A 24467-nucleotide genomic window follows, 5' to 3' on the forward strand; every position below is an offset into this window, starting at 1 on the left:
CTAGCAAATTTTGGGAGTAATTGCCAAAAACCTAGTCAATGGTTTCCTGGATTAGCTTGACGTTTCTCTTACACAATGTCAACGCCAGACTCAGCTTTTTCCTTTTTACTTGATTTCTGGTAAAAGTATTAGGAATGTTTTCTAACGCTTGCCTTTACAGTAAGCAAAAGCCTATTGTCATCTATCTAAAGATAGTAAATAAACAGTTAAATCAACATTTAAACCCAAAAACTCAACTTTAGATAGGTACAACTACCGCGTTGAATTTTGGAGGATAGCTAAGGAAAAGCTCAATAGGACTTTTATAATTTTGAATTTTTTAAGGAGGTGTGGTAGTGAAATTTAACTTTTTGGCGATCGCGGGTTCAATGGCTATTACCATTGTCTCTATGCCAAAAGCGACAGCCCAGATTCCATTTTTACAACAACTACCAGTACCAACCAGTGCCAGCAACCAGCCGGATAATAAAGTTGTATCTGAGTGGGTTTATTTGGATGGTCGCCGCTTATTTCAAATAGCAGCAACTAAAAATAATCTTGCAGAACGCAAGGAAAACATTGAGCAGAATTTGCAAGAAATTACTCGTAATTATGTACGTTCATCGGCAGCAGAACCTAATGTACAAGTCCTCACACTCAACGGATTACCAGTAATTTACGTTAACAATCGTTACTTAATGACGATCACGCCTCAAGATGGTAGCCAAGGTGAGGGTGATGCTTTTGCATTAGCTGAAAGTATTAAAGAGTCGTTAAAGCAAGACTTACAACGAGCAAGACAAGAACGACAAACTCAATTTTTCGTTGACCAAGCAAAAATTGCTGGTGCGATCGCCTTAACCATGCTGATCGCCAGTTGGGGAGTTACACGTTGGCAACGTCGTGTTTTCAAGAACTCTGCACAATCTGGGGCTTCTTCCCTACCAGATACCAATCAAATTACAACCCAGTTAAATCAACAGCAGCAGCGACATCTGCGAGAAGTCAAAAGAAGGCTATTTCAATTCACCCAACTAGGTATTTGGGGTGGGGGAAATTTCATTATTTTGGGTTTATTTCCTTATACACGTAGCTTGCAAGTAGCTATTCTCGCAGCAGCCCAAATTCCTTTACGATTAGCTGTGGTAGGCGTAGGAACTTATGTAGTGATACGTTTGACCTATGCGCTGATTGACCGCTTTACCACCACCCTCATTAGCAGTGGTGCTTTGCTCACAACAGCAGAAGCCGCCGAACGTCTGCGATTGCGAGTCTCTACATTCTCTGGGGTAACGAAAAGTATTTCTACCATCGTCTGTGTAGGAGTTGGGATTCTACTAGCGTTGGTATCCTTGGGTATAGATATCGTTCCTTTATTGGCTGGTGCGAGTTTAGTTGGTGTAGCTGTATCTTTAGCCTCACAGAACTTAATCAAAGATGCAATCAACGGCTTTCTGATTATTTTAGAAGACCAGTACGCTTTAGGTGATGTGATTAATGTTGGTAATTTCGGCGGCTTAGTAGAGAATCTTAATCTGCGTATGACTCAGATACGCGACTCGGAAGGACGGTTAATTACAATTCCCAATAGTGAAATTAAAATTGTGGCTAATCTCTCCAGCCGTTGGTCACGCGCAGATTTATCTATACCTGTAGATTATCAAGCCGATATTGACAAAGTTTTAAAGTTGATTGGCGATGTCGCTTTAAAGATGGATCAAGATCCCCTTTGGCAAAGGCAGATTATCGAAACACCGCAAGTATTGGGAGTTGATAATTTTGGCGATCGCGGTTTGATTATCCGCGTCTGGATTAAAACGCAACCCCTCAAGCAATGGGACGTAGCCAGAGAATACCGCCGCCGCCTGAAAATTGCTTTCGATCAAGCAGGTATCTTTATTCCTGTACCACAACAAGCAGTTTGGGTGAATGATAATCCTCATGTACTACACGCGCAGGAGAATGGGAAGGGAGTGGGGAGTGGGGAGTAGGAAGTGGGGGAAGATGAGGGAGTCTGACAGGTGTAGGTTTTTGATGTGGGTATGAGTGGACACTCTCAAACAGAGTTCTAAGTAGGTGGTTGCAATTAAATATAAAGCCCAACAAACTTTAGATGAAACTGGTCGTATCACTGTAGTTGTTCAAGACAATGGCTGTTTGCATAGGAGTAACAAAGCAAAACAACGATGGCAACAATGGCAAGAACAGCGATTATACCTGTTTTTCTTACCACCATATTGTTCCCAAATGAATCGAATTGAGGAGGAGTGGCATCAATTGAAAACTCATGAGATTGCTGGACAGATGTTTGATAATAATTATGATTTAGCGATGGCAAGTATTGATGGCATTGAAGCCAGAAGCCTTAAGAATGGATATGCTCTTGAGCGTTTTATATTTAATTGCACATAGCTACTTATTTGAATCTCATTAGGGAGTCTTAAAACTCTTTTAGAGAACTTTAGAAAAGTTCTTGGTTGTGATTTTAGCCTGGTAAGGCAAATTCCCACAAATTCATGGTTTATACATAAAACATTAAGTAACGAATATAGCTTTTGAAACAGCCTCCAAGAAATTCAAAATTCCTGAAAAAGCTGCTATTTAGCCATCTGGAGGTAATAAAGCGATTTTTAAATGCAAACCTAATGTTATACCTGAGACAAAACATCAATCAGATAATAATGCCAGGATATCAACAATGAACCGTGAAATTACTGAACCCCGATTTCCAGAGGCAGCAATGACTGCTAGTCGTGAGGAACTAACGAATTTACCTCTGAATGTAGTTGATGGACATATACCGACAGATTTAGCTGGACACATGTTTATCATTGCTCCTGTAGGTACTGTAGCTTCTGGGGGTTTACCTAATCCTCATGGAACCCACATTTTTAACAGTGATGGGATGATTTACCGCTTGGACTGGCAAGATGGACAGGTGACAGTGAAGACCAAGCTGGCACGTACACCATGCCACTATGCAGATCAAGCAACTTTTAAGTATCCTGCTTATCGCTCTCATCAATTCCGTGATCATGGGTTGTTGCGCTTCTCCCCTTCCTTGGGCTTGCGAGATGAAGTAGATATTGCTTTTCTCGCCTTTAAAACGAGCGCAAATAGCCAAGAGCGATTAATGATTACCTATGATGCTGGTCGTCCTTACGAAATTGATACCGATAGTCTAGAGGTAGTTACCCCAGTGGGAGGCAATACTGAGTGGCAACCATTTCTACCTTTTTCTTATCCATTTCCCCCGGTGTTGAGTACATCTCACCCAGCTTTTGATGGTTATACTAACGAAGTTTTCTTAGTTAACTATGGCCGATCGCTAGATAATTTTTTAGAAAGTGCGCGTTTCATTTATCAGCTAGAACAATTACCCGATGAACTAGAACAACTGCTAAATGCGATCGCTAAACTTTTAGAAAATAATCCCCTACAACTTCCCTTGGGAATGTTCTTTAAGTTTTCGCAGAGATTGGGGCAACAATTTTTTGACTGGATTGAGCATAAGTTAGGCACTGCCATGCCCAATTTTGTTTATCTGTTGCAGTGGGATGGTGTAGGTAAACTCAATCGCTGGCAGTTAATGCTACCCGATGGTTCTCCAGTACGCATTGAACAAAGCATCCATCAGTTGACTGTTACCCAAGATTATGTAGTGCTGATGGACACTTCCCTCAAGGTTGGGCCAGAACAAATCCTCAATAACCCAGTTCCCGATAGTTGGGAAACTGAGCGTTTACTACGACTGTTACTGACGCGATCGCAGCAACCCAATTCTCCAATTTATATAGTACGTCGGGCTGACCTCAAGGCAGATGTCGATACTGTAGTAGTCCGTCCAGCCGTCATTCCTCTAGAAACAGTACATTTTTTGACCGATTACGAAAATCCCGACGGGCAAATCACTCTGCACACTGCCCATCTCTGCGCCACAGATATTGCTGAATGGGTACGCAAATATGATGTCTCCAAATTTGACGCTCCCAAGTCTGCGCCTCTATGGTTAGGTGGAATGCTGGCTAATGGGCAAATGGATATCGGTCGTCTGGGTCGTTATCAAATAGACGGCGAAACAGGTCAAATCCGAGATGCTAAAGTAATTTACGATACTCGCCGTCATTGGGGTATAGGCTTCTATGCTTCTCAAGAAAAGCTGGCTTCTGGATTGCCTCCCAAGCGATTTGATAACGTTTATTGGCAATCTCTCGGTTTTTGGCCAGAATTACTAACTGAGTTTATTTACAATTTATACAAAGATTATCCCTACCGAGTTGTACCACTACAAGAACTACTGCAACGAGAAGAAGCATTTCATCATCGCCCTTCTTCTTTATTCCGGGTAGATACAACCAAAATGGAGGTAGCAGATTTTTATGATGCACCCCCCGGCTACTTCATGAGTTCGCCTCAGTTTATCCCTAGATTAAACGGCGATGGTAGTTCTACAGACGGCTATATTGTTTGTACAGCATTTGGGGAAAATAGCAACGAAATTTGGGTCTTCCAAGCCGATAAGTTAGGGGCTGGCCCCGTATGCAGATTGAGCCATCCACAACTGAATTTTGGCTTTACAATGCACACGGCTTGGTTATCAGAAATTGCACCTCGCACTGCTAGTTACGACATCCCTGTGCGCCAAGATTACGATCCGCTACTTAAACAACCAGCTATTCAGCAATTATTCCGAGACGCAGTTTATCCGCACTTTCAGTAAATGCGATCGGCACATTACTAATACTTAGGAATTAACAGTATATGACTAAACTCTCTCAAGATGCACGAATTTGTATTGTCGGTGCAGGCGCAGGTGGATTATCTACAGCTTACTTTTTAAAAAAACAAGGCTACCGCAACGTAGTTGTCTTAGAAAAAGCAGGACGGGTAGGGGGATTATGTTGTTCTATTACTTACAATTCCCGTTCTTTTGACTTAGGTGCAAATTATCTCACTCCTGCCTATAAAGAAATCCTCAAAATAGCGGCAGAAGTCGGCGCTCAACTTTACACTGAAGGGTCAGGGCAAGTCTACAACCCATTTAAATCTCAACCGGGAAAACCTGCTTACACCTCAATAAAGAATGCCGTTCTTGCCGGAACTAACATATTGACATTTTCAGCAGCCGTTGGGCGCTTTTTATGGGAGCGTCTTTTGCTAGATCCAATTATTTCCGTGCCTGGATTTGCTGGTATCAGTCAACATCCCGAACTCACCCAACCTTTTTCAAAGTGGTTAGCGCAGAAAGATTTGTCATGCTTAGAAACTTTGTTTGAAATTCCTATTACGACAATGGGCTATGGCTACTTAAATGAAATCCCCACCGCCTATGCTCTCAAATACATGACTAGAGAAACATTTTTAACTTTAGTGACCTACGGCGCAGATATGGGCTGTGGTTGGCCAAAAAGATTTATTGATGGTTTTCAACGCTTCTGGGAACGTGTTGCTTGGGGTCTAAATGTACGCTTGAATATCGACATCAAAGAAATCAAGCGTGGGGCAATTACACGAGTAAAATTTACAGAACAGGAACAAATTGTTGACGAGATTGTTACCCGTGAAAAAGTTTTAGAATGTGATTATCTCATCCTCGCTTGTCCGTTAACACTAGATGTTTTAAACAAGTTTCTTGATTTGTCAATACCAGAGAAAGACCTATTTGAACAAATAATTCTCAATCCCTACAGCTTGATTACATATCAGATTCCTGATTTGCAAATGCCAACCCCAGTCACTAATGTCATTCCTGTAAACGCAATGGGAAATCCTTGGTTTATTGCTCAACAGTTCGCTGACAATGACCTAATTGCTTTTTACACTCGCCTAGACCGCGAGGGAAAAATCACTAAAACAGAAGTTCTCCAAGGGATTGAAAAGACAGTCAAGAATTTGGGTGTGCAGATAGACAAAAATTACTACACCTACGATGAGTGGCCTTACTTTCCTCACGTTACCTCAGAAGCGATGCAGGCTGGATTTTACGATCACTTAGAAGCCATGCAAGGTCAACGCAAGACCTTCTATGTAGGAGGTTTGTTGAATTTTGAATTGGTTGAGACAATTGTGGAGTATTCAAAAAGTTTAGTCGAGAAGAACTTTTAGCCGAAAAAACTTTAAAGGCGACGGGGTGACTTTCCCGTCGCCGAGTCAGTAGCAAAAAACAACTGATAACTGACAATAAAACCCACTCCCTTTTAAGGCTAGAAAGAGCCTAATTTCTGGGCATACCGCTAATTTCAATTTCTTCCTGGCTAAAAGTATCTTTTAATATCTTGCGGAGGACACGCTGAATATGTAAGTGTTTTCCTGGCTTGACTTTTGTTAAAGTCAGCAGTAACAAGTTATCTTCTCCAAAATGTTCTAGTCCCGCTACCCGTGTAGGTTCTAAAACATCATTCTCTTGTGATTTTAACTGCTGTCCTATCTTATCAATCACTCTATAAACATGGTCTAAATTTGAGTCGTAAGCAACGCTAACTTCTACCCTGGCATATATATATTGCTTAGAATAGTTGATAATCGAGCCAATATCTCCATTACGCACAATCTGCAACTGACCATCAGGATGGCGGACATGAGTTGTTCGTAGTTCAATTGCTTCTACAGTTCCCTCAATATTTCTTTCTTCTACTTTCCCGACTTCAACATAATCACCCACTAAATAATAGTTTTCAAACAAAATTAAAAATCCACAAACGACATCATTAATCAGATTTTGCGCCCCAAGCCCAACAGCTATACCTACAATTCCTGCACCTGCTAAGATAGGCGCAGGATCAATACCAATGAGCTTAAGTATAGTCACACCAGCAGTAAAATAAATAAAGTATTTGGCAAAACTCCGTAATAAGGGAATTAACGTCATTCGTTTCTGCCGTTGTGAGTCATTAACATCTGTAGTTTTTAAATAAAACTCATCCAGCACGAAATAAACGACTTCAATTAAAACATTACTAATAAAGAAAACCCCTATAATTTGCACAATTCTAGGCGTATAACTACTTATCCAGGCAATAGGTTCTATTTCTGGAACAACAAGATTAACTATACCGATATAGAGGACGTATTCTAAACACTTTTTAAACAGTGGAATTAAATGACGTAAATGCTCGTATAATCTGAGTAAATCATTGTGTTTAGAGTATTTAAGACTTAAAGCATCAAGTGTATCTACAATTGTCGCTACAGCTTTGACAATGAGTAAACCGAGAGAGATAGTAATGTATATTTTTAAACCGATATAAATATATTTGCTAACAATTTGTGGCAGGTAAAGAAATTGAGCGCATAAAATAGCAGAATATATCCAGACAGTATGAATAATAATTCTTTTTAAGACTTTGAAAAAAGCCTCGACACTTTCATCATTAGCCTTAATTTGATCTACTCTTTTTGTGTATTCACAAACCCAATCTATACCACAACTTAGGGGTGAGATGCTAAATTTAACTAGCAAAAGCAAACTAACTGTTTTCAAACCCGCAGTAACAGCATTAATCCAAAATTGAGTAGGAAGACTACGAATAAGATTCAGTTGAAATTGCTGGAGGTTTTCACCCCGATAAACGAGCATTCCATTGATACCAGTCAGCACCAGACATAGCACAACAGAAACTAAAAATAAAATTCTCCTAATGCTGCGCCGCAGGAAGATAATATCTAAATTTCTTCCTTGCAGTAAAGAAACTCTAGCTAACTGCTTAAATATCATACCAGTCAGCCAGTTAATTAGCCAAAATATGACTAATATAACTATAATTTCTCCCAGGATAATTAGTATATTCATCATTAATAAAAAGACAGTTAAGATAGTTAAATTATTTTTTTTGATATTTGAGTTTATGTTTCTAGAAAAGCAGTTAGCAACGTCAAATTAGCTACTGCCTTTACCTTTGTGCATGAATGTAATCTACAAAATGAAATCTCAGATGGAGCCAGAATCTTAACCAAGCGTAAATGCCTAACCCTAATAGTGCGATCGCCTTGGACTCCGTGATGACAAAAAGGGACATGACTTGGATCTGCCGCATTTTCTATCAGGGTTTGCCAATCAGAAATTCTGAAGCTGGTAGTACGTCTTGAGCAATACTCATTAATCACCTCTTTAGTATTCTTTTGAAGATTTACTCTGTATCTAGCAGTTATAGAGAGTATAAGAAAGAAATTACGTTTTCTTTCCATAGTTCTTTCTATAAATGTTGATTTATTGCTTGAGTACATAGTTTTCAATATTCTCAAAATTAGAATAAAGACACAAGGACAGTTAAGACATTTAAGAACTATTTTTGATAATTAGTAATATCTGAAAATAAAAACACATGCTAGATTAATGCTTGATATCATACAGCTATTAATATCAAGCTACCGAGAAAAAGATAGAGGGAAATACAGAAAATTTGAATTAGATGAGTAACGACAACAAAAATTTTGCGGGAAACCAGCATTTAAAGAACTAGCACCTTTGAATATTTCTCTGCGAAATGGAAGAACTGTAAGGGAAAGAGAACAGGAAGTTAGAGCAGTCGGGTTACTCCGAGCAGGAGAGAGGAAGCATAACATTATGTTAACTGTCTCAAAAATTTGCTTAACTGTCTTAACTGTCCTTGCATATTTAAGGGCGATCGCTAGGTGATAACTCTAAATATGCAATCATTAAGGTGTAAAAACAATGACAACTGCAACTCAAGGAACTACACAAACAACAAGTCACTAAGCATGATACTCACCTTGTCTATTCATCTGTTCTGAAAAAGTATTTTCAGAACATCTTTAAATTAAATGCTACATATTTACGGAGGTCAGGGAATGGATTTAGATAACTTATCACAGATTTCTAAACGCGATTTGGAAATTATTCAACTACATCAGTTTCAACAACCTATTTACTGTTGCAATGTGACTGCGATCGCCTATGCTTTTACTGCATTAGGATACTTAACCACCGTTGATGAGATTTTCTACGTCACTCAACTGCCAATCGCATCGGTTTTAGATGATGGTATGACGTTAGCAGAAACTTACGATACCTGCCGCACTTATATTGAAAGAAAAGGATGGCCTATTTCAATTCGGGTAGAACATTTTGATAAACCGAGCATAACGCTGGAATCGTTTATCCGTGAGGTTGAAGTTGCTGTTTGTGATGAAAGTGACGTTCACATTCTAAACTTTAATACTCGCATTGTTCATGAAAACCCCAGCTTAGAAGGTGGTCACTTCTCTTTATTGGCAGACTATGACCCCAAAACTCAAGAAGTCACCATTGCAGATACAAATCCCAAACGATATACCCGTTTTTGGAAATGCCCAATTCAGCGTTTATATGCAGCCTGCGTAGATAAGGACTCCTCATCAAATCGTTCCCGTGGCATGATTGTGCTACGTAGACAGGAAAAAGCCATGTTAGCGGGTAACGGAGCAATTCATCCATCTGAAATCGCCTTAAGCGCTCTCCATTCTGAAAACGGTTGAGCAAAGTCGTAGTTAGCGACGGCTTCCCCTGGTGAGAGAAGCCGTAGTTAGCGACGCTCAGGATATATGAGCAATTTCATTATTTTAGAGTGCAGCACTCTACATTTGGTTGAGTAGCAAAATCATTCAAACCTATAGCTTGTAAAAGCATTGCCCAAGAAGGATCTTGCGGATTGGTACGCCGCAGTTCTCCAGCAGCGTTCAACGCTTCATACCAAATACCATTTGCCGCATAAAGCCTTATGCGCTTGGTTGGTGCTGCTTTTTTTAGTTGAGTTTTGAGACTTAAATTTAATTGTTGTCGTTTAACGTACCCTTCAACATTGGCAATAATTTGGCGATCGCTTTTACAGTAAATATTAAAATACCAACGATATTGTTTATCTATTTCCAGAGGTTTTGTGTTTGATGGCAAGCTAAGACTGATTACTCCTGGTGTGTTTGGCAAAGAAGTTTTGTAAATGAGTTGATTTTGTGCGTCATCTTCTAGAACAAACTCTCCATCAGCAAAGGAAGACAAGTAAGGAACGTAGAACCAGAAGCGAGGATGTTCTGCGATCGTTGTGGCAAATACCAATTCTGATGAATAAACAGGCACTAAGGCTGTAAGCTGCTTTGCAGCAGCCAAGGGCTGATTATTGGCTTGTTCACAACCGCGACTACCAGCTTCTGCTCGCTTACCTGGTTCCCCAATGTCTACTGGTGGGGGTGGCGCAGCAAATATTAATGATTGATTCGGTTGTGCAGACACTTGTGTATAGCTAAAAAATATTAAACTGATAGCTACAAAAAGTGGAATTTTATACAAATAGGTTGTCATAGTTTTTCAAACTTCAAGTAGTCGCTGACTTCGTTGCTCATTTAAGCAAATTACATTTATACCGCCAGTGACGACTAAAACTATTACTGACGGGACAAGGGGAAGCCAAACACCAGAGGTAAAGAAAACGAAGCAAAGCAAGTATAAAATGCTGATTGCACCGCTACCAAGTACTAATAGACGTATTCCTGAGTGATGAACTACGCCCGACTGTCGCTCATAGCCCAAAGCAATTAGCCCACCAATCAAAGACCAACTCCAAATCCATAACACTTCACCCCAAATAGGCCAAACAACTAGTAAAGGTCTGCCATCTTTGACTGCACTTACAAGTTGGCTTACCATCTGTGCTTGCAGAATTACCCCTGGTATTTCCTGGTGAGAACCATCCTCATTTATGTAAGAGGTAGGAATATAATCACGGAAACTTTGAGCAGTAGTCCCGATGAGGACGATTCGGTCTTTGACTTGAGCAGGATTTACTTTCCCTCGCAATACATCTGTCAGCGTAACTTTAGGAGCAATTTCTAAAGGAGAACCTTGAGAGGAACGGTAATTGAGCATTATTTGATAAGCGATTCCTGATGATGTAGTGTTAGAAGCGCGGCAACAATACGACGATGCACGCGCCAGCATTGATGAAGCTGAATCTCAGTTAAAGCAACTAGACCTCAAGGAAGCCGATGCACAACGACAATACCTGTCGAATGTAAACGAAATTAAAAACATCCAAGCTCAGTTGCGAGAACAAAATAGTAAAGCAGCTACGCTGGCTCAACAAGACCTGCAAACTGCAACTACCCGCAAAAATGAAATTCAAGAAGTCAAGCGAGACATCGCCAAACTCCAACAGCAACTAGGCAATGACAGCCAAATTATCTCCCAAAACTCAGGACGTATTCTAGAAATTACAGTGACATCTGGACAGGTTATTAATGCTGGAACCCGTTTGGGTAGCATAGATGCAGAAAATCCAACTAGCAAAATGGTTGGCATTACTTATTTTCCAGTGGGAGAGGGCAAAAAAATTCAACCAGGGATGACGCTGCAAATTACACCCCAAACTGTGAAGCGAGAACGCTTTGGCGGTATCGTCGGTAAAATCACTAATGTCTCACCGTTTCCTATTACCAGAGAAGCTGCCGCTAGTGTAGTGGGTAATCCCGAAGTGGTGGCTGGTTTGGTGGGTGAGAAACAAGAGGCATTTATCCAAGTATTTGCTGATCTACAGCCAGACTCGACTAATTTTAGCGGCTATAAATGGTCTTCTTCTGAGGGGCCGCAGTTAAAAATCTCTTCTGGAACGACTACATCTGTGCGAGTCAAAGTGGAAGAGCGATCGCCAATTACATTTGTTTTACCTATTCTGAGGTCTGTCAGTGGTATCTACTAATCCTTCATTAGTAACCCCTATTAATCCTTTGCAGTTTTTGCAAAACCTGCGGAAAAATTCGGTGCGGGTAAAAACTCCTACGCTTTTGCAAATGGAAGCAGTAGAATGTGGTGCTGCTGCTCTGGGAATAATTTTAGGTTACTATGGTCGGATTGTACCTTTGCCAGAACTGCGGCGAGAATGCGGAGTTTCCCGCGATGGTAGCAAAGCTTCTAATGTCGTCAAAGCTGCTAGAAGATATGGACTCCAGGCAAAAGGCTTTAAAAAGGAACTGGATCAGTTGCCAGACCTCAGCCTTCCTTATATTGTGTTCTGGAACTTCAACCACTTTTTGGTAGTAGAGGGATTTAGTTCTAGTTGGGTGTACCTGAATGACCCAGCTACCGGGCCGCGCAAGGTGTCTCGGCAAGAATTTGACGAGGGGTACACCGGAGTAGTTCTGGTCATGGAACCAGGAGCGGAGTTTGCACAAGGAGGTCGCAAACCCAGCCTAATTTTATCTTTGTGGAAACGCTTACAGGGTTCTATTGGTGTTTTAATTTACTGTCTGCTGGCGGGATTTTTGTTAACACTCGTGGGGCTAGCAGTACCTGTATTTAGTCAAGTGTTTGTAGATGAAATTCTGGTGCAAGGACGACAACATTGGCTGCGGCCATTATTGCTGGCAATGGCGATCGCGGCAATACTTCAAGGAATACTAACTCTGTTGCGATTGCGCTATCTCCGCCGCTTAAAAGTCAAGCTGTCTGTGGGAATGTCTAGCCGTTTTCTCTGGCACATCCTGCGCCTACCCGTAAGTTTTTACGCCCAACGGTTTGCAGGTGAAATTAGTAATCGCGCCAGTCTCAATGACCAAGTTGCTGATGTGCTTTCGGGTAGGTTGGCAAGTACCCTTATTGATGCAGTGATGGTGATTTTTTACGCCCTGATTATGCTGCAATATGATTGGGTGCTGACTTTGTTAGTAGTTAGCTTTGCTGCTGTAAATGTCTTAACCTTGCAGTGGATTTCTCGTCAGCGCGTCGATGCTAATCAACGATTAATCCAAGAGTATGGCAAAGCCGCAGGCGCGTCTATAGCTGCTTTGCAAAGTATAGAAACCTTGAAAGCATCAGGGTTAGAATCTGATTTCTTTTCTCGATGGTCAGGTTATTACACTAAAGCGATCAATTCTCAGCAGGAATTAGGCCTAACAAACCAGACTTTTTCTGTATTACCTACACTTTTGTCGTCACTTTCAGCGATGGCCTTGTTGGTTGTGGGTGGTTTACGGGTGATGAATGGAAATTTGAGCATCGGAATGCTCATCGCCTTTCAAGGACTAATGCAGAGTTTTTTACTACCTGTGAACAATCTGGTGAGCTTTGGTACTACTTTGCAAGAAATGGAAGGGAATTTGATTCGTTTAGATGATGTGCTGGATAACTCGGTTGATGAGGCAGGGGGCAGTGGTTCGACTACGCTCACCAACCAGAGGCAGGTGGTCGCCGAGCGCAGTCGAGGTGAGGCAGGAATCAGTAATTATTCTCCCTCATCTCCCTTATCTCCTCTACCTCGATTGCAGGGATATGTCGAACTGAAAAATGTCACGTTTGGCTATAGCCGCTTAGATCCGCCTTTGATTAGCAACTTTAGCCTTTCAGTGAAGCCTGGACAACGAGTAGCACTTGTAGGTGGGAGTGGTTCTGGTAAGTCTACCATTGCCAAACTCGTAAGCGGACTCTACGAACCTTGGGAGGGGGAAATTTGCTTTGATGGTCAAGCTAGAAAACAGATTGCGCGATCGCTACTTACTAACTCTGTGGCTATGGTAGAACAGGACATTTCCATGTTTGGCGGTACTGTTAGGGAAAATTTAACTTTATGGGATAGCACAGTACCAGATAAAAACTTGCTCCAGGCTGTTAAGGATGCTGCCATTGATGATGTCATCTTCTCTATGTCTGGCGGATTTGATGCCCAACTGATTGAAGGAGCAGCTAATTTAAGTGGAGGTCAACGGCAACGTCTAGAAATAGCCCGTGCTTTGGTAAATAATCCCTCAATCTTAATTATGGATGAAGCTACCAGTGCCTTGGATTCGGAAACGGAAAAAATTATCGATCAAAATCTGCGGCGACGGGGATGTACTTGCTTGATTGTGGCACACCGATTAAGCACCATCCGCGACTGTGATGAAATCATCGTTCTTGAAGGTGGAAAGGTCGTGCAACGAGGCACTCATGAGCAATTGTGGCAAGTAGAGGGGGTTTACTCACGATTGATTAGCAGTGAGGAGGGTGCTTAATTATGGTTATCAACCCAGTTAGGATGAAAGATTTACAGGGGCAATTATATGGTTTTAAGGGTAATGAACCAATTCTGTTAAACGACCCGCAGATGATTTGGATTGTCCAGTCCGGCTCTGTGGCGTTGTTTGCGGTCACAGTTAAAAATGATGTGATAGAAGGAACTCGTCGTTATTTGTGCAGTAGCGAACCAGGAAACGCACTTTTCGGCACTCTTGATAGTGGTCAGCACTACCGAATCTTGGCAGTACCTATGGGAGAGGTGGAACTGCTAAAGGTTGACAGGGAATATTTTGCAGAGTTAGTGGCTGACGAGGATGCTAGGATAGTTGCTTTAGTACAGGGATGGTTGCGGCAACTGGAAACTGCACTTTCCTACATTGTCACGCCAGCAATTCAAGTCCGAGCAGTAGGAGAAGCGCGGTTTTCCTTGATTAATGGTCAGACTCTCCAACCTGAACGAGATGCAATCGCCTGGGCGCAGATTCAGCAAGGAACTGTTCGCTGGATGGGGTTTGAGCAATTAACTTTAGATTCAACATCAGGGATTTTTCCTCTAACTGATGGTATGTGGTTAGAAGCCATAGGTGAGGTTCAACTAGCTACTCAAACTACCAGTGCAATTGCCACCGCAGATATCTTACTTGGGGGGCTTTCTCAACTGCACACTCAACTGCTGCAATATATTCACATTCTACAGCAGCAGGAAACACAGGAAGAACTACAACGACTGAGCGATCGCGATCGCCTCAATCATCAGGTGACAGCCGAGGCTTTAGGAGAACTAGCATCTTCCTTGGGAACACAAGCCGCAACCTTTTTCTTAGAAGGCAAGCCACTGTTAGTTGCGGCTGGTGCTGTGGGCAGGTCTTTGGGTGTCACAATTCGTCCTCCTGCTCGCTCACAAGACCTCAAGCGCGTTAAGGAACCCTTAGAAGCAATTGCCAGAGCCTCGCGGTTACGGATGCGACGGATTCTGCTGCGTGATAATTGGTGGGAAAAGGACTGTGGGCCTTTGGTTGCCTACACCCAAGAGGATCATCAACCTGTGGCATTATTGCCCATTTCTGCCACAAGCTACGAAATTTTTTACCCAGGATCTCGCACTCGTTTGAGTGTAGATGCTAATATTGCTTCAACGCTGAACCCCTGTGCTTATATGTTTTATCGGTCTTTGCCCGATAAAGTCCTAAAAGCTGGGGATTTATTGCGGTTTGCGCTGAAAAATCGTGGCAAGGATCTGCTAATTATTGTTTTGACTGGCATTGCCGCCACACTCTTGGGGATGCTCACACCTCAAGCCACTGCCATTTTAATTGATAACGCAATTCCTGATAGCGATCGCGGATTGTTGCTACAAGTTGGGTTGGGGTTACTAGTTGCAGCTTTGGCGACGGCAGTATTTCGGCTGGCTCAGGGATTTGTACTTTTGCGGGTAGAATCAATTTCTGATGCTTCCACCCAAGCTGCTGTGTGGGATCGACTGCTCAACCTGCCAGTATCTTTTTTCCGTCAATACACTACAGGGGATCTTCAGTCCCGCGTTACATCGATTAGCACCATCCGCCGTCTACTAAGTGGTACAACCCTCATCACTCTGGTTACAAGTCTGTTCTCGTTACTGAACTTAGGACTTTTGTTTTACTATAGCTGGCAGTTAGCTTTAGTTGCTGTGGCTGTAGCAATAGTTGCGATCGCTGTTACTAGTTTCTCTGGGATACTGCTGATTCGCAAGGTTCGCCCACTGCTGGAAGTCAAGGGGAATATCTTTGGGCAGACGGTGCAGTTAATTAACGGTATTTCTAAACTACGTGTTGCTGGAGCGCAAGAGCGGGGTTTTGCTTTTTGGAGCAAAAATTATAGTCGGCAAATTAAACTGGAACTCAGCACCCAGAACGTTGAAGATGCGGTTGCTCTTTTCAATACAGTCATGCCAACGCTAACTTCTGCTGTTTTGTTTTGGTTTACTATCCAACAGCTTCAGGAGGCTCAAATTGCCGGTAGCATCGGTCTAACCATTGGTACTTTTTTGGCTTTCAATACTGCCTTTGGTACTTTTATTAAAGGTGCTACAGATGCCAGCAATACAGTTATTGGCGCTCTGCAAGTCATCCCCCAGTGGCAACGCGCTCAACCAATTTTGGCAACTATCCCAGAAGTGGATCTTACCAAAGCTGATCCTGGTAAACTTAATGGGAGAATTACTGTGGATTATGTTAGCTTCCGCTACCGCAAAGATGGGATGTTGACCTTAGATGATGTCAGTTTACATACCGAGCCTGGGGAGTTTATTGCACTTGTAGGCGGTTCTGGAAGTGGTAAATCTACTATCTTGAGGTTGCTATTAGGATTTGAGACACCTGAAGATGGCACTATCTATTATGATGGACAAGATTTGTCTGGGTTAGATGTTGATGCAGTGCGCCGACAGTTGGGTGTGGTTTTGCAAGGTGGGCAACTGACGGCAGCTTCGATTTTCGATAATATTGCTGGTGGCGCTCATATTACTCTAGATGAAGCCTGGGAAGCAGCCCGAATGTCTGGGTTTGCCGACGATGTTGCCGCTATGCCCATGTCTATGCACACTGTAATTAGTGAAGGAGGCGGCAATCTTTCTGGAGGACAACGACAACGTTTATTGATTGCCCGTGCTTTGGCATTAAAACCCCGCATTTTATTATTCGATGAAGCAACCAGTGCTTTAGATAACAGAACTCAAGCAATTGTCAGCGAAAGTTTAGAAAAGTTACAAGTTACCAGAATAGCGATCGCTCATCGACTAAGCACAATTCGTAATGCTCATCGCATTTATGTACTACAATCAGGACGAATTGTGCAACAAGGAACTTTTGACCAGCTAGCTGCTCAGGAGGGAATATTTGCTCAGTTAATGGCTCGACAAATGACATAGCCACTAGCTATTTCAAAACTCGTGTGGCGTTTAAGATTGCTAATAATGCAACACCAACATCAGCAAACACGGCTTCCCAAAGCGTTGCAACACCAAATATCCCTAAAATGATAAATAACCCTTTAATACCCATTGCTAGTACAATGTTCTGCACAACGACTTTCCGGGTTTTTTTAGCAACCTGAATCGCTTGAGCGACCTTAGAGGGTGCATCGGTCATAATTACTACGTCAGCCGTTTCAATCGCAGCATCCGAACCCAAAGCGCCCATTGCCATGCCAATATCGGCTCTAGCAATGACAGGGGCATCATTGATGCCATCTCCCACAAATACAACTTTACCTTTATCAGTTCGGCTTAATAACTGCTCAATTGCCTGGACTTTTCCTTCTGGCAACAATTCAGCTAGGTAGGAATCTACACCTAATTGATGAGCAACACTTTGCGCAACCATTTTGTTGTCGCCTGTCAGCATTACAGTTCGCTCAACCCCGACTCGTTTGAGGTCGTGAATAGCTTGAGTCGCATCATCTTTAATTTGATCGGCAATCAGGATGTAGCCTGCATAGCGTTGATCTACGGCAAGATGAACAACAGTTCCTTCCACATTGCAGGTATCATGGTCAATGTGTTCTCGATGTAAAAGGCGATCGTTTCCAGCTAACACAATCTGACTATTCACTTTGGCACGGATGCCATGACCTGCAATTTCTTCATAGTCAGTTACATCTGTATCATCGATTGATTGATGGTATGCTTCACGGATCGATACTGCAATTGGATGGGTGGAGTGAGATTCAACCTTTGCTGCTAGAGTTAGCAGTTGAGACTCTGAAAAACCATTTTTAGTTACGATCTGTGTGACCTTAAAGACACCTTGAGTCAGAGTACCAGTTTTATCAAATACAACAGTTTTAACGTTAGTTAGAGCATCAAGAAAGATTGAGCCTTTGACGAGAATACCCTGTTTAGCAGCGCCACCAATACCTCCAAAGTAACCAAGGGGAATGCTAATGACTAAACCACAAGGACAAGAAATAACAAGTAAAATCAAAGCACGATAAACCCATTGTTCATGAGTTGCACCAGCAATAAATAAGGGCGGTAACAGAGCGACTAAGAGCGACACAATAACGACAACTGGCGTATAGTAGCGAGCAAAACGAGTGATAAACTTCTCTGTTTGTGCTTTCTTATTGGTAGCGTTTTCTACCAAATCGAGAATTTTGGCAATTGACGATTCACCAAACAGTTTTGTTACTCGCAGGGTCAACACGCCTGTCTGGTTAATCATTCCTGCTAATACGGTTTCTCCAATTTTGACTATTCGGGGAACAGATTCTCCAGTTAAAGCAGAGGTATCAACTTGAGACATTCCTTCTAAAATTTCACCATCTAGCGGAATCTTTTCGCCTGGTTTGACCAAAATCATGTCTCCTACTCGAACAGCTTCTGGCGAAACAGCTTTGATAGAACCATTCACTTTAAGATTTGCACTGTCAGGACGCACTTCCAAAAGTGATTTGATGGAGCGGCGTGAACGATTAACGGAATATTCTTGAAATAGTTCTCCAATCCGATAAAACAGCATCACAGCCACGGCTTCAGGAAGTTGATGAATAGCGATCGCCCCCACAGTCGCAATAGTCATGAGAAAATTTTCGTCAAACACCTGCCCTTTAAGAATATTCCGTCCTGCTGCCTTCAATACAGTCCAACCGCTCAACAAATATGCAGGGATGAAGACCGCATATTCTCCGATACTGTATGGTGTTTCATGCAGCGCTTTCTGGAAAATCATTCCTCCAGCTAAAAGAGCTATAACTAAAACCACTCCAAAAATTTCTGCCTTCAAATTAAATTTACCATCACCATGACTATGCCCGTGGTCGTGGTCATGGTGATGGTCGTGGTCGTGGTTATGCTTGTAGTCATGCTTGTGGTTATGGTCGTGCGTCTGTGACGTGGGAGTAGTAATTGTATAGCCCAAACTCACCACTCGATTTTTTATGTCTGCCTCAGTAACCTGTTGCGGATTGTAAGAAATTGTTAGGCGTTCAGTTGCAACACTCACAGATACTTCAACTACACCTACTAACTTTTCCAAGGCTGTTTCAATCTTGGCCGCGCAGCTTGCACAATCCATCCCTTTGACCTGCATCTGCTGAGTTTTGAGTGATGGAGTTTGAGTCATAACAGTTTGGCAATCACTGCGAAAAGTTAACTGTCAATATTCTAATACAACATCTGAACAGTTATTCAAATGTACAGAAATCTTGATTTTTAGATATGATTGAGATTGATAACCATTGCTAAATAAATTCTGCTATGAATAAGCACAATAACAAACAAGACTTAGAGCGAATACAAAGTTCTGACATCCCTACCTGTGACACTCATCTAGTGCATCTAGATAATGTACGGTCAATCAAAGCACAAATCTTGTCTTCAGATCAGGCACAACAGATAGCCCAAATATGCGGAATATTTGCAGATCCAAATCGTCTTAGGCTGATATCAGCATTGTTCTCTGGGGAATTATGTGTTTGTGATTTAGCGGCATTAACAAAAATGACCGAATCGGCAGTTTCTCATCAACTGAGATTATTGAAAGCGATGCGTCTAGTTAATTACCGTCGAGAAGGAAAAAATGTTTATTACAGCTTGGCTGATAATCATACTATCAATTTATATGGCTTTTTAGTAGAACACTTAGATAAGTAAAATAATAAATTTTATTTAAGTATCAAGATGCCTCATTAGGGCGATCGCCTAGTTATGCCAAAAATCCGAACGCTGCTTTGTTGCGTGGCTGTTAAAACGAGGTAGAATGCGATCGCCTGGGCGTGGGGTGGAGCATCGTTGCCAGCCCCACTTCTACACCTAAACTGCACACAAGCTAATCATTAAAGAAATACAACCTTAGCGTTCTAAAAAATTAATTGGCTTTTGGTAAGATATTATTAATAGAATAAATCTGTTTCCATGCCTTTACAGTATTCTTACCAATTTCATAATCCCAATTTTCCCCTTCTGTAGTAATCAAATGAACCCAAATATTTTTTTCTGGAAGACTAGATAGAAATTCTTTTAATTCAAGTGGTACTTCTCCACCCCTGTAGACATATTTTCCAGCATCAAATTGAATTTCTTGTATATTATACTTTTTAGTAAAAGATGTATAAATAGGTTCTTCAGCAGTATAAGAAATAGTCTGATAATCTGTATTTCTCTGCCGATGATGAGAATGGCGATCGCGCCTATCTTGTTCCTCATGACGGTTTGTTCTAGGAACCTTTTTAAATTTTGTCACCCAGCGAGTTCCTGTTTTTTCTTGCCAGTGCTTGACAGCTTCGAGACCAATAAAATCAGAACACCATGTAGATTGGAAATCGATGGGTTGGTCATGGTGATCAGCAACACATGATTTACCTTGAGTATTGATAACTTGTGACCAGTGACCTTGTAGTTCTTGGCTTTGAAGAGGTGGAGAAACTTGAGCAAATGTAATATTTTCCTGAGCTATTAATCCAACAGTAGCTAAAATAGTAGCAGCTAATTTTTGCCTCATGGGATATTTCCTCCTGTTTCACCTGTAAAATTAACTTGTGATTGATATCCTTCTACCTAAAATTAGCTAAGGACTGTTAGTTATTTGAGGTAGAGAAAAAATTGTTATTAATTCTCTTATTGCATTCATTTAAGTAATGGATGATTTCGGATTTTTATGAATTTTTCCGAGTTTTAGCCAACGCAGTACAATATAAAATGATACCAAAGTGACTGTTGGGTATAACAATAACTCTGCTTCAATACTTAGTTTTCTTCAATCTATTAAAAATTAGATTTTAGCTTAATACTTCTTAGCAGAAATTGTAGAAGTGATTCTTGATGAGAAATGATATCAACGCGACCCTGCATCCCTGATTGAAGAGTACACTTGTAGTTTGCTTTACCTAAAACAAGACTATTGGGTTTAATCATGACTTGATAAAATGTATATATTTGCTTAGAACTGGTTGGGTTATTTAAAATGGAAACATTATTTTCAGGTAACTGAATAGTGTCTAAAGAAATTTGACTAACTGTACGTTTATTAAAAACTTAAGTAATAAGCAGCCAAACCCAGTTACAAGTGTTAGTTACAGCCCTGACGGAAATTACTTAGCAGTCGCAAAAGATGACAGCACAGTTCAACTGTGGAATTTATCTCAGAAAAAGACACCTGAACCACTTCAATGGAACACTTATCAAGGTATGGTGACAAAGGTGCAATTTAGTCCAGATGGCAAATCTCTTGCAACTATAGGTGGTACTAGAGTAGATATTCGGAATCTGTCAGGACAGAAAATTACTCAATTAATCGGTCATCAAGGTGATGTTTTGAGCTTGAGTTTTAGTCCTAGCAGTAAAATTATTGCTACAGCAGGCGCAGATTATCAAGTATGCAGCGATCGCCTCTACTAAATCAGAGTTAGAAAAATAGTGACTATGGGTTGGTAGTTGGTGAATTAGTAAGTAGGTGGACACAATTATTTATAAGACGCATTTCGACTACGCTCAATGCTCGTTAACCTTATTAGAAGAGGGTTAAGCGCAGTCGAAACCCGGCGCTATCAAGTTAAGTTTAATTTAGTCCTTCTACTTATCGAAAATTTGCGGTTCTCAAGCCTGTTTCCTACTTCTTACCATACATCTTAAAACCGTTAAGATGTATTTAAAAATATGGAAAAAGTTTGTTTATGCTAAAGCGGAAATTTTTGGTGGAAATTTTAGTGTATTTTTTGATATTTTTTAGCTTCAGTATGACACCGAATCCTGCGCTGTCGGATAATACCTTTCCTGAGAACTGGCAAGGGACATGGAGAGGTATTATGTACGATCGCCATCTCAAAGGAAAGTCTCAAATTGTACCAATGATGCTCCGAATTAAGGCGATTTCTCAAAATCCCATACGCTACACTTGGCAAATTACTTACGGAACAGGAGCAAAAAAGATAGTACGTAATTATGAGTTAGTTGCTAAAAATCTTGATACTGGTCATTTCGTCATTGATGAAAAGGATGGGACTCTCATTGATACTTGGTGGTTCAAAGATAAGCTCTACAGTCAATTTAGACTTGGGAATCAACTAATTAGTACCGCAGAGCAACTACAAGGTAATAAGCTACACTATGAACTTGTTGCTTATCAGTTCCTAACACCTCAGATACAGGTTTCCGAGCAGAACACGTCTTTTGAAAGCTACCAACTGCGAACTGTTCAGTCTGCTGACTTATCATTTGTGAAAGAATAATTGTTTGCTAGATAACCAAGTTTTTTATCAAGTTAAGTATTTTGTTTTTAATAAAAATTGAAGACTAAAGTTATAGCAGGAATATTTCAACAATGGAAAACTAACAATTTCCTACTAGGAGGAGGTGAGAGGATTGGAGAATAATAATTTTTTTATTTTTCTTCTTGATAGAAAAGGGTTTCAAAATTGAATAAAATAATTATCATCTGTTAATTTATAAAAATTGTATAAAATGTCTAATCCTATATTGTATCACAAAAACAAATTAAAGCTTGCTATTATTTAGTTATCATTCAATTAAAAAAGATTGTCAGTGTTTAATTTTTTTTACTTTATTTTGTCAAATTATTAATAATCTGTCTTAACTGTCTTAACTGTCTTAACTGTCCTAAATCAATCTCTTCTTAACTGTCTTAATTGTCCTTGCATACATATTTAATTACTGATAATCTTTTAATGGCCAAAATAATTTCCTATAGGAAAAACATCATGTCTACAAGTAAAACTAAGACAGTGGATGTTGGAGTGGTACCATTCTTTGCGCGTTTCTTGGAAGGACAAGCTACGGAAGGTGAAGGTACTGAGACTCCTTCTTTCCCTTGGACTTTCAAGTATCCTTCAGATTTAGAAGACAAGTAATTTAGTCTTCTTCATCTAAAAGAAAGTGAGTGGCAGTTATCAACTTACTCCTACTCCCGGTTAACAACCAATATCAAGGAACATTACCATGTCTACCAACGCAGTACAAACAGCTAACGTGGAAGCTGTACCTTTCTTCGCCCGTTTCTTGGAAGAGCAAGTAGCCCAAGCACCTGATCCTGCCTATAACATACCTGAGACTTTAAAGTATCCTTCCGATTGGGAAGAATATTAAATCTAGTTAGCTTCAACTGAAACTAAGGGAGTAGTAGTTATGGACTAACTCCTACTCCTGATTAACAATCAATAGCAAGGAACATTACCATGTCTACCAACACAGTACAAACAGCAAACGTAGAAGCTGTACCATTTTTCGCGCGTTTCTTGGAAGAGCAAGTAGCTGAAGTATCTGATACTGCTCCTTACGAGACTAGAAAGTATCCTTCCGATTGGGAAGAATACTAAATCTAGTTAGGTTCAACTGAAACTAAGCGAGTAGTTATCGAATAACTGAACGCTACTCTTGGGAACGCGATGATCGCCTCCATATTACCTGATCAATAACATGGAAGCGATCGCCCTTCCCCACATCACCAAGATATAGATAGCAGTTTGTTTGGTATTCCTAAATATCTACCTAAAGACAATTCTCAATAAAAATATTTTATGCGCCTGTCTCGTGATGTTGTTTTATTAATCAGCCATAGTGGTGATTTTTTCACAATAGATAGAGTGGCTGAAGCCTTATTAAAAAAAGGAGCGCAACCATTTCGTTTAGATACGGATAAGTTTCCTCTAGATGTGCAATTAACAGCACATTTTGACAAGTCTAAAAGCTACCACACCATAGAATATAACAACCAATCTATCAGCACAGAGCAGGTGCAAGCTGTATGGATGCGGCGCATTTGGGAACCACAACTAGGTGAAGAGTTAGCGCCAAAGTTCCGAGAAGCTTGTATAAGAGAATCAAGCGCAACTTTAGATGGTTTTTGGGATAGTCTCAAGGACGCTCGTTGGGTAGATAATTTAGAGCGGATAGATTATGCAAATAACAAACTGCGTCAACTGCGGGTTGCATCGGAAGTAGGTTTTGCTATTCCCCAAACTCTTGTCACCAACAAAGCCGAAGCAGCCAGAGAGTTTTTTGTCCAAGTCAATGGCAAAATGGTAAGCAAGCTGTTAACTGCTATTTCCCGCAGTATGCAGGCTAACTCCTCATTCTTTGTTTACACCAGCACCGTTAAAGAAGAAGACTTACAAGATGCCGAATCACTGCGCTACTGTCCAATGGTATTTCAAGAGCTAATTCCTAAGCAACAAGAATTGCGGGTAGTGTATGTGAATGGCAATGTATTTGTAGGGGCGCTCAATGCAGAGGTGTATGCAGGAGCTAAAGTTGACTGGCGTAAACCAGGGGTTGATGTTGGCGCATGGCAACACCATCAGCTTCCAGATGAAGTAATTCGTCGTTTGCAAGCCTTCATGGCTAAATTTGGGCTTTCCTTTGGCTCATTAGATTTCATCCTCACCCCATCAGGAGAATATGTCTTTTTGGAGGTCAACCCCGTAGGCGAATGGGGAATGCTAGAAAAGGATTTAGACTTGCCAATTGCGAATGCGATCGCTGATACTCTGCTTTCTAAATAAAGCTTGTAGTCAGGAC

Annotated in this window: 21 protein-coding genes and 1 pseudogene; 16 read left to right on the forward strand and 6 right to left on the reverse strand. The window is 41.0% G+C overall.

Annotated features, from left to right (window positions below):
* Positions 1-335 precede the first annotated feature (335 nt).
* From NSMS1_RS02015 to NSMS1_RS02030, 4 genes and pseudogenes are all read left to right on the forward strand, one after another.
* Positions 336-1970, forward strand: a complete 1635-nt coding sequence (locus NSMS1_RS02015) for a mechanosensitive ion channel family protein (RefSeq protein ID WP_224090508.1) — start codon at positions 336-338, stop codon at positions 1968-1970.
* A gap of 103 nt (positions 1971-2073) precedes the next feature.
* Positions 2074-2391 (forward strand): annotated as a pseudogene (locus NSMS1_RS02020) (transposase); the annotation flags it as partial.
* A gap of 286 nt (positions 2392-2677) precedes the next feature.
* Positions 2678-4699: a carotenoid oxygenase family protein gene (locus NSMS1_RS02025; protein WP_224090509.1), complete on the forward strand. Its 2022-nt coding sequence runs from the start codon at positions 2678-2680 to the stop codon at positions 4697-4699.
* A 41-nt stretch (positions 4700-4740) separates the two neighbouring features.
* Entirely contained in the window at positions 4741-6084 is a 1344-nt protein-coding gene (locus NSMS1_RS02030) for an NAD(P)/FAD-dependent oxidoreductase (protein WP_224090510.1), read from the forward strand.
* A 109-nt stretch (positions 6085-6193) separates the two neighbouring features.
* Here NSMS1_RS02030 and NSMS1_RS02035 read toward each other — a convergent pair whose 3' ends face one another.
* Positions 6194-7768 (reverse strand): mechanosensitive ion channel family protein, encoded by a 1575-nt coding sequence (locus NSMS1_RS02035; RefSeq protein WP_224095427.1) that lies wholly within the window; start codon positions 7766-7768, stop codon positions 6194-6196.
* A 170-nt stretch (positions 7769-7938) separates the two neighbouring features.
* Here NSMS1_RS02035 and NSMS1_RS34985 point away from each other — a divergent pair, with 170 nt between their 5' ends.
* Positions 7939-8064: a hypothetical protein gene (locus NSMS1_RS34985; protein WP_263432554.1), complete on the forward strand. Its 126-nt coding sequence runs from the start codon at positions 7939-7941 to the stop codon at positions 8062-8064.
* 723 nt (positions 8065-8787) lie between these two features.
* Positions 8788-9453, forward strand: coding sequence for a phytochelatin synthase family protein (locus NSMS1_RS02040; protein WP_224090512.1), 666 nt, complete (start codon positions 8788-8790; stop codon positions 9451-9453).
* Between the two features lie 79 nt (positions 9454-9532).
* Here NSMS1_RS02040 and NSMS1_RS02045 read toward each other — a convergent pair whose 3' ends face one another.
* Together NSMS1_RS02045 and NSMS1_RS02050 are read right to left on the reverse strand one after the other, a co-directional pair.
* A complete protein-coding gene (locus NSMS1_RS02045; RefSeq protein ID WP_224090514.1) occupies positions 9533-10273 on the reverse strand; it encodes a DUF928 domain-containing protein in 741 nt (246 codons plus the stop codon).
* Positions 10274-10279: 6 nt separating this feature from the next.
* Positions 10280-10837, reverse strand: a complete 558-nt coding sequence (locus tag NSMS1_RS02050; RefSeq protein WP_263432555.1) for a CHASE2 domain-containing protein — start codon at positions 10835-10837, stop codon at positions 10280-10282.
* Positions 10838-10865: 28 nt separating this feature from the next.
* Here NSMS1_RS02050 and NSMS1_RS02055 point away from each other — a divergent pair, with 28 nt between their 5' ends.
* Genes NSMS1_RS02055 through NSMS1_RS02065 form a run of 3 tightly spaced genes read left to right on the forward strand, consistent with a single transcriptional unit; the run spans position 10866 to position 16865 of the window.
* Positions 10866-11666 carry an NHLP bacteriocin system secretion protein gene (locus NSMS1_RS02055; RefSeq protein WP_317986570.1) on the forward strand — a complete coding sequence of 267 codons (801 nt, stop codon included), beginning with the start codon at positions 10866-10868 and terminating at the stop codon, positions 11664-11666.
* Positions 11653-13953 carry an NHLP family bacteriocin export ABC transporter peptidase/permease/ATPase subunit gene (locus tag NSMS1_RS02060; protein ID WP_224090517.1) on the forward strand — a complete coding sequence of 767 codons (2301 nt, stop codon included), beginning with the start codon at positions 11653-11655 and terminating at the stop codon, positions 13951-13953. The genes NSMS1_RS02055 and NSMS1_RS02060 overlap by 14 nt, the downstream gene beginning before the upstream one ends.
* Positions 13954-13955: 2 nt before the next feature.
* Positions 13956-16865, forward strand: coding sequence for an NHLP bacteriocin export ABC transporter permease/ATPase subunit (locus NSMS1_RS02065; protein WP_224090518.1), 2910 nt, complete (start codon positions 13956-13958; stop codon positions 16863-16865).
* Positions 16866-16872: 7 nt separating this feature from the next.
* Here NSMS1_RS02065 and NSMS1_RS02070 read toward each other — a convergent pair whose 3' ends face one another.
* Positions 16873-19059 carry a heavy metal translocating P-type ATPase gene (locus NSMS1_RS02070; protein ID WP_224090519.1) on the reverse strand — a complete coding sequence of 729 codons (2187 nt, stop codon included), beginning with the start codon at positions 19057-19059 and terminating at the stop codon, positions 16873-16875.
* A 134-nt stretch (positions 19060-19193) separates the two neighbouring features.
* On the opposite strand from NSMS1_RS02070, the gene NSMS1_RS02075 reads away from it, so the two are divergent.
* Positions 19194-19589, forward strand: coding sequence for an ArsR/SmtB family transcription factor (locus NSMS1_RS02075; protein WP_224090520.1), 396 nt, complete (start codon positions 19194-19196; stop codon positions 19587-19589).
* Positions 19590-19624: 35 nt separating this feature from the next.
* On the opposite strand, the gene NSMS1_RS34990 is transcribed toward NSMS1_RS02075, so the two are convergent.
* Together NSMS1_RS34990 and NSMS1_RS02080 are read right to left on the reverse strand one after the other, a co-directional pair.
* Positions 19625-19759 (reverse strand): hypothetical protein, encoded by a 135-nt coding sequence (locus NSMS1_RS34990; protein WP_263432556.1) that lies wholly within the window; start codon positions 19757-19759, stop codon positions 19625-19627.
* Between the two features lie 44 nt (positions 19760-19803).
* Positions 19804-20436, reverse strand: coding sequence for a hypothetical protein (locus NSMS1_RS02080; RefSeq protein WP_224090522.1), 633 nt, complete (start codon positions 20434-20436; stop codon positions 19804-19806).
* A 506-nt stretch (positions 20437-20942) separates the two neighbouring features.
* On the opposite strand from NSMS1_RS02080, the gene NSMS1_RS02085 reads away from it, so the two are divergent.
* From NSMS1_RS02085 to NSMS1_RS02110, 6 genes are all read left to right on the forward strand, one after another.
* Complete coding sequence (locus NSMS1_RS02085) at positions 20943-21332, forward strand: WD40 repeat domain-containing protein (protein WP_224090523.1); 390 nt, start codon at positions 20943-20945, stop codon at positions 21330-21332.
* Positions 21333-21670: 338 nt separating this feature from the next.
* Complete coding sequence (locus NSMS1_RS02090) at positions 21671-22162, forward strand: hypothetical protein (protein ID WP_224090526.1); 492 nt, start codon at positions 21671-21673, stop codon at positions 22160-22162.
* Between the two features lie 489 nt (positions 22163-22651).
* Positions 22652-22801: a microviridin/marinostatin family tricyclic proteinase inhibitor gene (locus NSMS1_RS02095; RefSeq protein ID WP_224090528.1), complete on the forward strand. Its 150-nt coding sequence runs from the start codon at positions 22652-22654 to the stop codon at positions 22799-22801.
* An 88-nt stretch (positions 22802-22889) separates the two neighbouring features.
* Positions 22890-23036, forward strand: coding sequence for a microviridin/marinostatin family tricyclic proteinase inhibitor (locus NSMS1_RS02100; protein ID WP_224090533.1), 147 nt, complete (start codon positions 22890-22892; stop codon positions 23034-23036).
* An 89-nt stretch (positions 23037-23125) separates the two neighbouring features.
* Complete coding sequence (locus NSMS1_RS02105; protein WP_224090535.1) at positions 23126-23266, forward strand: microviridin/marinostatin family tricyclic proteinase inhibitor; 141 nt, start codon at positions 23126-23128, stop codon at positions 23264-23266.
* A gap of 201 nt (positions 23267-23467) precedes the next feature.
* Positions 23468-24451: an MvdC family ATP-grasp ribosomal peptide maturase gene (locus NSMS1_RS02110; RefSeq protein ID WP_224090536.1), complete on the forward strand. Its 984-nt coding sequence runs from the start codon at positions 23468-23470 to the stop codon at positions 24449-24451.
* Positions 24452-24467: the final 16 nt, after the last annotated feature.

The organism is Nostoc sp. MS1, assembly GCF_019976755.1.
Classification (GTDB): Bacteria; Cyanobacteriota; Cyanobacteriia; order Cyanobacteriales; family Nostocaceae; genus Trichormus.

Coding starts and splice junctions, on each gene's coding strand:
- NSMS1_RS02025 (WP_224090509.1), top strand. CDS start 2,678: ATGAACCGTGAAATTACTGAACCCCGATTTCCAGAGGCAGCAATGACT.
- NSMS1_RS02100 (WP_224090533.1), top strand. CDS start 22,890: ATGTCTACCAACGCAGTACAAACAGCTAACGTGGAAGCTGTACCTTTC.
- NSMS1_RS02105 (WP_224090535.1), top strand. CDS start 23,126: ATGTCTACCAACACAGTACAAACAGCAAACGTAGAAGCTGTACCATTT.
- NSMS1_RS02075 (WP_224090520.1), top strand. CDS start 19,194: ATGAATAAGCACAATAACAAACAAGACTTAGAGCGAATACAAAGTTCT.
- NSMS1_RS02080 (WP_224090522.1), bottom strand. CDS start 20,436: ATGAGGCAAAAATTAGCTGCTACTATTTTAGCTACTGTTGGATTAATA.
- NSMS1_RS02065 (WP_224090518.1), top strand. CDS start 13,956: ATGGTTATCAACCCAGTTAGGATGAAAGATTTACAGGGGCAATTATAT.
- NSMS1_RS02095 (WP_224090528.1), top strand. CDS start 22,652: ATGTCTACAAGTAAAACTAAGACAGTGGATGTTGGAGTGGTACCATTC.
- NSMS1_RS02045 (WP_224090514.1), bottom strand. CDS start 10,273: ATGACAACCTATTTGTATAAAATTCCACTTTTTGTAGCTATCAGTTTA.
- NSMS1_RS02040 (WP_224090512.1), top strand. CDS start 8,788: ATGGATTTAGATAACTTATCACAGATTTCTAAACGCGATTTGGAAATT.
- NSMS1_RS02050 (WP_263432555.1), bottom strand. CDS start 10,837: ATGCTCAATTACCGTTCCTCTCAAGGTTCTCCTTTAGAAATTGCTCCT.
- NSMS1_RS02090 (WP_224090526.1), top strand. CDS start 21,671: ATGACACCGAATCCTGCGCTGTCGGATAATACCTTTCCTGAGAACTGG.
- NSMS1_RS34985 (WP_263432554.1), top strand. CDS start 7,939: ATGCCTAACCCTAATAGTGCGATCGCCTTGGACTCCGTGATGACAAAA.
- NSMS1_RS02110 (WP_224090536.1), top strand. CDS start 23,468: ATGCGCCTGTCTCGTGATGTTGTTTTATTAATCAGCCATAGTGGTGAT.
- NSMS1_RS02035 (WP_224095427.1), bottom strand. CDS start 7,768: ATGAATATACTAATTATCCTGGGAGAAATTATAGTTATATTAGTCATA.
- NSMS1_RS02030 (WP_224090510.1), top strand. CDS start 4,741: ATGACTAAACTCTCTCAAGATGCACGAATTTGTATTGTCGGTGCAGGC.
- NSMS1_RS02070 (WP_224090519.1), bottom strand. CDS start 19,059: ATGACTCAAACTCCATCACTCAAAACTCAGCAGATGCAGGTCAAAGGG.